The 9,868-nt window shown below is 55.5% G+C and carries 4 protein-coding genes and 2 pseudogenes; 2 read left to right on the top strand and 4 right to left on the bottom strand.

Annotated features, from left to right (window positions below; all coding sequences use genetic code 11):
* Window positions 1-493 (top strand): integrase core domain-containing protein (locus tag C266_RS26930; RefSeq protein ID WP_144265834.1); only part of this gene is annotated, 493 nt, incomplete at its 5' end.
* 50 nt (window positions 494-543) lie between these two features.
* Here the strand turns inward: C266_RS26930 and C266_RS14350 are convergent.
* The 4 genes and pseudogenes from C266_RS14350 to C266_RS14335 all read right to left on the bottom strand — a co-directional run.
* Window positions 544-2,904 (bottom strand): annotated as a pseudogene (locus C266_RS14350) (TrlF family AAA-like ATPase); the annotation flags it as partial.
* Between the two features lie 91 nt (window positions 2,905-2,995).
* The gene (locus C266_RS14345; RefSeq protein ID WP_010805969.1) at window positions 2,996-6,250 is read right to left on the bottom strand and encodes an Eco57I restriction-modification methylase domain-containing protein; all 3,255 of its coding nucleotides are present in this window, start codon (window positions 6,248-6,250) and stop codon (window positions 2,996-2,998) included.
* A 103-nt stretch (window positions 6,251-6,353) separates the two neighbouring features.
* Window positions 6,354-6,827 carry a recombinase family protein gene (locus C266_RS14340; protein WP_010805968.1) on the bottom strand — a complete coding sequence of 158 codons (474 nt, stop codon included), beginning with the start codon at window positions 6,825-6,827 and terminating at the stop codon, window positions 6,354-6,356.
* 190 nt (window positions 6,828-7,017) lie between these two features.
* On the bottom strand, window positions 7,018-8,181 hold the full coding sequence (locus C266_RS14335; RefSeq protein ID WP_010805967.1) for an inovirus-type Gp2 protein: 1,164 nt from the start codon (window positions 8,179-8,181) through the stop codon (window positions 7,018-7,020).
* Between the two features lie 1,241 nt (window positions 8,182-9,422).
* Between C266_RS14335 and C266_RS28100 the strand changes: the two are divergent.
* Window positions 9,423-9,868, top strand: a pseudogene (locus tag C266_RS28100) (transposase); the annotation flags it as partial.

Here is a 9,868-nt window from a genome sequence, read left to right as displayed (position 1 = left end):
GAATGATGCCTGGAGTATGGATTTCGTCGCCGATCAACTCGCAGATGGCTCGAAGTTTCGCACGCTGACAGTTGTCGATGTATTCACGAAAGAAGCCCTGGCCATCGAAGTTGGTCAACGGTTGAGGGGAGAGCACGTGGTGTCGGCACTCAATCGTATCGCGGCCAAACGCGGCGCTCCTCGGCATATTTTTGTAGACAACGGCAGTGAGTTTTCCGGGCGATTGCTCGACATGTGGGCATATCACCACAAGTCGAAAATCGATTTCAGTCGCCCAGGAAAGCCCACGGACAATTGCCACATTGAGACGTTTAACGGATCATTCCGTGATGAATGCTTGAACGTGCATTGGTTCGAGACGCTGGACGAAGCGAAAGCGATTATCGAGGTATGGCGCGGGGACTACAACGAGAGTCGGCCTCACTCAGCTCTCAAAGAGATGGCGCCGGCCGAATTCGCCCGACAATTGGTGTTTTTACCCGGGTCGACTTGACCCGATACGCCGAAAAACTCGCTCTGGATTTGGTACAGAAAACCCAAGCGGATCAGGGGATCAACGTTCTCAAGCAACAGCATGTGCAGGATTGCCGTGCACTGCTGGCCCGTAGAGAGCTTGTTGAGCGGCCGGAATACCGGATCAGCTTGGCCGTGCGCGACATTCAAGAAGATGTCCACGCGATGCTCCAGCTCCAAGGCCTCCAACTCCATGACCTGAGACGATTGGAGCTTGGTGAGTGCGTCAGCCACCATCTGCGTGACGCCCCAATCGAGTTGCACGTCGGCAGCCCCTTTCTGAATCGACTGGGCCAGCGACAGCGGGCTGATCGTCTCGGCATCCTCAATAAACGCAAGTCGCTTTTCGCCCACGCCATCCAACTTGCATCCAAGCAGGAACGCCATCAATGGCGTGCGGTCAGCCCCCGGCACGATTTCCACCTTGAGCTTGCCCTCAAGTCGCTTGTTTAGCTTCTTCGCGGCCTTCTGCAACGCGAGTATGCGCTGCCCACGTAAATCGGACAGCTCTGCCAACAGGTTGCGCCGTCCCTGACGCAAGGTGTCGCGCTGGAACTCGTGCGTAGTCACCCGCGACTTCATGGGTTTGATGCGCTCGATCTCCCCCATCAATTTCTGATAGGCAACACCGACCTCCTGCCCGCTCTTTCCAGCAGTGGCGGGCAACGTCCGTAGTGCCTTCTCCAACTCGACATCGTGCGCCTGAATCGCCTGCTGCCATGCGTCATGCTGGGTGGTGAACTGTCCTGCCTTGTCATCAAGCAAGGCTTGCATCGCGGTCAGATGGCCGGTGAACCCCTGCTTGAGTCCATCCAGCGTCGCACGCATGGCGAGCAACTGGGCAGCGTCAGGCAAACCTTCAAGCGCCTCATCGTTGATGAAGCCAAGGTCCGGTAAGCTGTCACGCAGGTCTGAAAGCGCGTCGCGAAAGCTCTGCACGCCCTCGGTCGCGGTCTTAGCAATCTCTCGCTCGCGTGCGAGCAACGAGGTCTGGGCCAGCTTCTCCTTAATCCCCAGCTCATCAAAACCGCGAAGCTGTTCTTCCAGCTTGGGCAAGCGCTCAACCTGCGCATTCAACTCGTCGAGATCGGTCAGGGACTTCGTGAGCTTCTGCTGGTTGTCCCTCAAGCGCCCATGCACGTCGGCGCTCTTCGCCTCATACTCCCCGTCTTGAGGAAGGAAGCGATCCAACAACTGCACCCGGCTGGTTTCAGCTTGGGCCAGCTCGTAAATCTCATTCTGCCCATAAATGTCGATGCCCGGCAGCAAGTCGCGCGGGAGCAGGGTCGAGACGTTGCCATCCATGTCACGCACCATCGGTGGCTCGCCGTGACGGCGCGAAATGGTGTAATGCTTGCCGTTTTGGGCAGAGGACACCACTGTCAGCTCAACCCGACCAGCCGAGCGACCAAGGTTCTCCTTGATGATCTCTTGGTGGAGCTTCTGAGCCTGTTTGCCTTTGGGGGGCAAGTCCAAGGCGAAGCGCAGGCATTCGACCAAGGTTGACTTACCCGTTCCACGGCCGCCGATCACCGTATTGAGGTGATCGGAAAAGTCCACCCGGACGCTATCAAGGTAGCCACCGGCCACCGTCATGCTTACCACTTTACCAATCGGGCTTTGGGCCTGCTGCGAGTTGAGCCGGACACGCGATCCCGGATCGAGGAAGGCCACCTTGAACGCAGCGAACGTGGGCCGTGTCATCTTGATGAAGCACGTTGCGCTCGGCTGGCCCAAGTCATCAGGCCTGGCAACATCCTTGGCATTGATCGCTGCCACAGGACGCTCACGCCGGTAGCCGTCGTCCTTATTCAAGAACACCTTGCGATAAAAGTCGCCCTCGATGCTCGTGAGGTCGTCTATCGACCCCGGAATCTGGGCCGCCCGCAGCTTGGGATGTTTCCATACGTGGTTCAGGCGGTTTTTCAGCAGCCCACTTTCCTGCGTGCAATGTGCAGCGTAGATGAACCCACCCAGTAGATCGACTTCTTCGATTAGCTCTTCCGAACTCAGCCGAGAAGGCCGAATGCCATCCGCTGGGTCATGCAGCTTGAGGTTGCCAAGGTAGCGATCAAGCTGCTGCACCGTGGTGTCCTCGGGAAAGAGGCAGACATAATGCGTCTTGTCGTTCGAGGCGATCTCGAAGCCGGGAAACACCACGATCCCGTGCGGCTTTAGCACCTGACGTAAGGCATCGACGCTGGCCACGCTGCCGTGGTCGGCCAAACCGACAACCTTGATACCCAACTGAAGGCATTTTTGAAGCAGGGCTTGGTTGTAGTCGCCCTCATCCAGTCCGTGGTCGGCTCCCCTGTAGGTGCCGTTGTAGCCGACAGGATTGACCTGTAGAGCGCAGCGCCAAAATCTCGCGTAGGTGTATTGATCGCTCATATTCCTCCCTGATTTCTACAGTTGCGATGCATGGCGACGCGCTAAAGGACTATCGGTTGCACCTGCTATTGGTTTTCCGTCATCGAACTCTTTACTGACGAAGTGCGATTTCAGCTTCGATGATCTCAGCAGCAGCAGCCCTAACCTTGGCGACGATGTTTGCACGCTTCTTAGCGTCATGCTCTTGATGGGCCTGCTTCACTAGTTCAGCAAGCGCCTTGTGCTCGGCCGAAGTGGCGTCATACTCAGGCAGGCTCACATGTTTGAAAATGTCGCCCATATTGGTTGCCACGTTGTGCGCCTCAATCATCTCCTTGACGATCTCTGAGTGCAGCAATCCGCATAAGTAAAAAGCTGGTTCCGATTGGTCAAAATCGGCAAAGTAGAGCTTGTGGTCAGGAACATAAACACGCGGCCCGTAGCCTGGCACCGAGCCTGATGCCACCACGGCCGCCGAGAAGTCGCCCGTCATCTCAGCCCAAATGACCTTGTACGGCGCGAAGGTGTAATCGCCCACGTTATAGATAGCGAAGAAGGGGGCGGCCTTCATACGCGTCTTGAAGGTGGAACGGGACTCCAGGAACGACTTATACGCCTTAAAAAACTTGAAGGTCTTCGGATTCGTGTGGCTGCTATAGCGCGCCGCTGCGGTGTCCAATGAGGCCCGGTCGATGCCCTTGTTGGGCACGAACGCATATAGGGTGTTCTCCGGCAGGAAGTAGCAGGGATGAAGGTCGCCTGCACCCTTTGCGAGAGGAAACAAGCTCTCGGCCTCAACCCAGAACTCGCGCGGCTGACCCAACTCAGTCTTGCCCTCATGCGGTCGGGTGCGCACCTTGACCGTCTGTGTCGATGGGTTTGAGTCGATGACGTCGACGAAATAGACCCCATTGAGGTCGGTCGTGATGCCCTTGCGACCGTTGACCCAAGTCGAAGCTCCAAACATCGGCTGACATGCGGCGAAATGCCCCGGCTTCATGATGGCCCAGGGTGCGCCCTCCATCGTCTGAGAGACGGGATTGGCCTCCATCTGGATCACATCCACAAGGGCGGTCACCTCAGCACGATGCAACCGTGGGTCGATGGACTTCAAGCGTGCCACCTTGCCGCCGCGCCCTTTCTTTGGATTGCCAGCATCGTCCGTCTTGGGCTTGCCAAGCCAGACCCTGTAGTCCAGCGGATAACGGGTCGTCCCCCGCACCTTCTTCGTGAACATGGCGACAGCCGTCTTGTTGGCCGCGTCTGGGAACGGCTTCAGCTCTTTCATGTCATCAATGGAGATTGGCACCAAGCGGTCGGTCGCATTGATACGGAAACGCCGGAAGCCTTGCGACGAAGGGGACTGGAAAACCGTCTGCGTGATGACGAACACCAACCGCCCATCCTCGACCAGCCACTTGTCGGCTGCCGTGTAAGTGATGATGGCGGAGATGTCCAACTCGTTGCCGCCGTGGAACTTGGTATCCGAGAAGATCGCGTACTTCTCGCAAGTCGGCTTAGCTCGGTTCCGGTACGCCTCGGGCAAGTTCGACCAGCGCACCCAAGGTGGGTTACCGACGATCGCATCGAATTGCCCAGCGGTGGCTGACCAGAAGAAGTTGCGCACGATCCTAAACCAGATGCCATTCCAATTTTGTCGGTGCAAGGCGAGCACCTGGTCGTAGGTCAGCTTGAGATGGTCATGCCACTCGTCGGCTTGCGCCTTGGTCAGGATGCGGGCCTTCACCAGAGCTGTGGCGACAGGCGGATACTCCGTATCGTTCTCGACCTCTTCGCCCATGAGCTGAAATACCTTGTCCAGCAGAGCACGATCACGTGCTAGGTCGGCAGGGAGAACGACTCGTAGATTGGCCTGCTTACTGCCGATACTGTACTCAACAACCTTCTGATCACCGTCTGGATTCGGGGCTGGGGAGTAGACAGCATCAGCCAGAAGCACGGGAATCTCAACATCCTTGCCCTTGCACTGCCGCAGTAGGTCGGCAATCGCAATCAGGAAGTTCACGCGAGACGACTGCACAGCCAGAGGATTAAGATCAAAGCCCCAGACCGTAGTCGTCAGCATATCCACGGTCTGCTCGGCAGTCCAGCCAGCCGCGAGGGCTGCACCCCGCTTTTGTTCGATGGCCTCCAGAAGAAACGATCCCGAACCGCAAGTCGGGTCAAGGAGGCGCGCAGAAAGCCACTTATCCCGTTTGTATCCGAGCTTAGCCACGGAATGTTCGACTAGCCAATCCGGCGTGTAGAACTCTCCAAGACTCTTGCGCAACTCCTCCGGCACCAAGTCTTGGTAAAAGTCACGCAAGACATCCCGTGATCGGCCGGCCTTCTTGATTGTGTCGAAGCGATAGACGGAGAGCTGGGCCAGCAGCGTGCGAATTGCCAGGCACATCGACGTGCGGATGGACTTCTTGGTTGCGGCGTCCAAATACCAGCTAAAGATGGCCTCTTCGACGAAGCCATGCAAACCCACCGCGTTGAAGAATCCACCGTTCTCGACATCCGACCGCAAGGCGTCGACCAGCGCCTCATCGGACTCAAGAGCCAGCAGCTCGTGAATCAGTGACGTGCTTGACGCCATGCCGTGGGCGGCCACGAGCTCGGCCGCAATCAGCTTCATCAGCAGCGAGTGGAAGGTGTGGGTAACAAAGAGCTTGGCGGGCAGATCAACTTCAGCCGGGCCTGCGAAGTCGAAACCCAACGATCCGTTGATCTTCTTACGCTGCTGGATACTCAAATCTGCGGCCTGCCCATACAGCGTTGACCATTCCTCGAAAAGCATCTTGATTTTACGGTTTCCCGGCTGCCCAAGCGCATCAGCCATCGCATTGGACAGTTCCTGCATGAACTCGCGACCGGTGCTGGACAGGTGCCCGAAGTCCTCTGCTAGGTTCTCGGACGTGATCGCTCGCCGAAAATTGGCGCGCAGCGCATCTACCACCATCTGAAAGGTGATGGTCGAAAACGGCATCAGCGGCTGATGGACAATCTTGCCATCTTGCACTTGGGCGAAGGCCACATGCTCACCGTCGATCGCGATTCCGATGTAGTCCTTCTCGTCCAGTCCTTGCTCGGATGCCAAGCGAGGGATGTACTTCAACAGGCGGCCATCGGTCGCTTCGACAAACTTGGGGCTCGTCTCGCTGCCTTTGAAAAAGCCGGGGCCTTTGAACTCGATGACGACGTTGTTGTAGCTGGAGTCACGCTTGGCTCGTTCGGCGTCCAGGTCGATCTGCAAAGCCTCTTCGAGACCTTTCATCCAGGAGTGGCGTACCTCTTCCTCGTTGACCCACTGCTTGCGGCGTCGGCTAATGAGGTCGTAGCCTTTCTTGGTATTGACATCCATCTTTATCCTTCTGTCGTCAGATCTATCGCCTGACAGGAGCTACTTTGTAAGTTGTGGTCCGCGATACCTTGTATCGCCTCGCGATGAGGCCGACCGGGATCATTTAGTCAGACATCAGTTGTCTAGTCGCTTTCATCTGCTGCGCATCAAGCTTCGGTCTGCGGTCACCGTATTCTCTAGCCCGAACTGCGACAAGGCCGGCCCGCGCACGCTCGCGGATCAGATTGGGCTCAAATACCGCGAGCGCAGCAAAGACGTAAGAAACCAGATTTCCCGCTGCGCTGCCTGTCTCAATCCTCTCCGCCAAGCTCTCGAAGCCGATGCCGTTCCGTTCCAACTCGGCAACAATGCGCACAAGATCAAGCAGACTGCGGCCCATCCGGTCAAGCCGCCAAACGACCGAGGCGTATCCTTCGTGCAGCGCCTTGCGCTCGGCGCCCTTGCCGCTCGCGGTATCGGAATAAAGACGGTCGTCGACAATGCTAGCCATGTGCACCGCATCGAACTGCAAATCAAGGCACTGGCAATCCGTCGAGACTCGGGTGTATCCGATTCGTCGCCCTATTTGCCGCCTCATCGCCCTGGCGCAAAAATGTCCAGCAAAGGAGAAATTGCTGGACGTTGAAAAGCTGACGGGCATTTTAGCAGCCAGGTGACAGCATAGACGGTCAAATCTTGCAGGACGAAAGCAGCATACCGAACATGTTCATCGATAAATCTTCGATCTGTATTCGCCGAAATATTCCCGTGCCCACCTGCGTCCTACCTCAACGCCCCATCGTCAATGCCCGAGCTCGCGCAGTAGGCTTGACACGAACCATTTGCCCGGCATCCTTTGCAAAGTACCCGACCACATAGTCGACGAACTTGGCACCTTGGTCCGGATACTCGTGTTTGATCACGTTGAGTGCCCAACGCCCTTGAGCCTCAAGAGCTGCTCGATCAGGGCGTGTATGGCAGTCGTACATCAACCCCTGCCCGCGAGTAACTTTCTGCCAGCGATCTCCAATGCGGTACTTGTAGCCCTCTGCCTGAGCCTGAGTAACTCGCGTCCCGTCGAAGAAGAATACGCAGTGGAAATGATTCGCCCTGTGTACCCCACCTTGCTCCATTTTGCAGACGTAGCCGACCATATGCTCGAATAGGCCGCTATCCGCACCACGCTGATTTGCAAAGAACTGATCTCGATCTGCCATGGCAATGGCAGAGTCCATACGAGCAGCCGTCTCCGGATGTCCGTATCGAATCGGAGTAGCTGATGGGACTTGTGACCAGGCGCCATTCACCACACCCCAGCCCGTACGTATTCTGGCATCCTCATCGCTCATCGCAAGTTCGGAATAGTACAGATCGAGCCGAACAGGGATAAGGACGCGATATCGGTACTGAAGCGTTTCCAAATTGATCCGTATCGCTTTCTCTTGATCAACTAGATTGTTACGCCAATCGAACAGACTCTTTCTGACACCACGCCGCATTGCCTCAATGCGCAGACAACTCACGAAGTCGTTATAGAGCTTCGCAACGTACACGTGATCGTATTGGTCGGGGATAGCACCACCAACGAATACGCTTGCAAGCGGATGCTGCCAGAAGCAATCAAAGAACAGCTGTAGATCTGGGGTGTAGTGATATCCCGGCCAGTACAGATCAAGCCACTGCCCACATAGCGGAAGGAATCCCTTGATACTCCTATAGCCGTTCACGTCGACAGGATTTCGAATAGCGACCTCCCCTCCATTCTGGCAGCGGATCTCAAATGGGATTTGCGTCGTGTGGAATACGCTATCGAGGAAGCGATCAAGCTCATTCAGTAGGTAGGCGTACTCACCCACTTCCCAGTGTCGCGAAAGCGATGCTGCCTGCTGAGCATTACACGGCGAGGGGGATGTGAGGCTAGACTGATTGAAAGAATTTGCATTCTGGAACATATCGAATCTCCGTGTTAGGACATTCGATAGATGGACCATGTAAATTTTTATCAGCAATCAGACGAGTAGGACTCTGCCTCGCAGCTACCGGCATTACGCTCTAAGCAACTGAATAAGATTGATGACCGAATGGCATTGGCAGAAGCCATCGTTGAATTCGAGAGCCTGAGGTAGATAGTTCTGCCTACGGCTAGTTGAATCGCGATGCTTCCAGCTCGCTATGGCTATCGAAGAGAGGAAAGTCCCTACAGAGGAGAGACAGGGAAGGAATACACTAGGAAATACTGAAGACTATCTTAATATAGGAGATAGCGAACCAGGGACAGACAGATGCCCAGCGTTATCTAGCATTTGTTCATCTAACTTTAATGGGCACTGTTAATTTCGGCACGAAACAGATTACGGAATTGTCCCGAAAGAACCACTGACCAATCCCCCGGCGAAAGCAATGCCGAAAAAGGAGATGACGCAAACAGCCTCACCCTCGTCAGAAGTATCCCGCTATGCCGCGCTGATCGGAGCCCTTTCGGTGATGCAATCCGGTTACGCAAGAATTCATGAAAGGGACACATTCTAGGGTTGCCTCCGCCGCCTTCTAGCCATCACCAACTCTCACACCTCGGACAAATCGGCCGGATACTCGGGGCACGGCCAACCCAACAGCCCAAAATCACAAGTCACCTCCAGGAAAAATAGCCTTGAATTCATCTAGAGATCATCTTGCTTCAATCTTTTTCCCGTCTAGAATAATTCTTGAGGTACTCTATTGAATATTCTTGAAAACATCCTGTGTAGTGGTGAATTGACGAACTATGACCATTCAATTTTCCGGTCCGTATGGGCGTATTTCAGAGATCTGGGGGAGTAACCCATCCGAGAGAGAGGGGAGGTGGTTATGGCTTCGGCTAAAGCACTTCGCCTGGCTCGCGCCCACAGTATTTTGGCAAATGCAAGGTGCCCTCGGCTCCGTAGGGCCCAGCATCGACATTGCAATCACAATGGGAGACGTCGAGTCTGAGCTTCTGCAGTTATTGGAGAAACACAACAGCACCATTTCCAAGTTTCGTGCGAGTCGTTGCTTCACTCAGGAGACAGACTTCGATTGGATCACGGATGATGCTCGTCAGCTCAATTGGTTAATAAACGCTCTCCACTCGGCACTGAATTTTGAGATCCCTGTAGTGGTCTAATTTCCCCGGACACCAATTTAGGCGAGAATACTCGCCATGAAGAGGTGTCTGATGAGCAAGCAACGTCGTACGTTTTCCCCTGAGTTCAAGCGCAGTGCTGCGTCGCTGGTCCTCGACCAGAGCTATAGCCACGTCGATGCCAGCCGGTCGGTCGGCGTTGCGGAATCGGTTCTGCGTCGCTGGGTTCAACAATTGCATCAGGAACGCCACGGCATCACGCCTCAGAGTCCTGCAATGACGCCAGAGCAGCAGCGCATCCAGGAGCTGGAAGCGCGGGTTGAACGCCTCGAGAGGGAGAAGACCATTTTAAAAAAAGCTACTGCGCTGCTGATGTCGGAAGGGATAGAACGTACGAAATAATCGACCAGTTCGGCGACGGCGTATCGGTAGCAATGTTGTGTGAGTTGTTCGACATACCCCGGTCGTGCTTTTACGCATACAGACATCGTCGGGAACGGGTTGACATGGCGCGAATAGCACTACGCAGCCGCGTGCAC

The organism is Pandoraea sp. SD6-2 (genome assembly GCF_000389825.1).
Taxonomy (GTDB): Bacteria; Pseudomonadota; Gammaproteobacteria; order Burkholderiales; family Burkholderiaceae; genus Pandoraea; species Pandoraea communis.
Note: the sequence above shows the minus strand (reverse complement) of the source record. Positions and strands in the feature narration are given on the sequence as shown.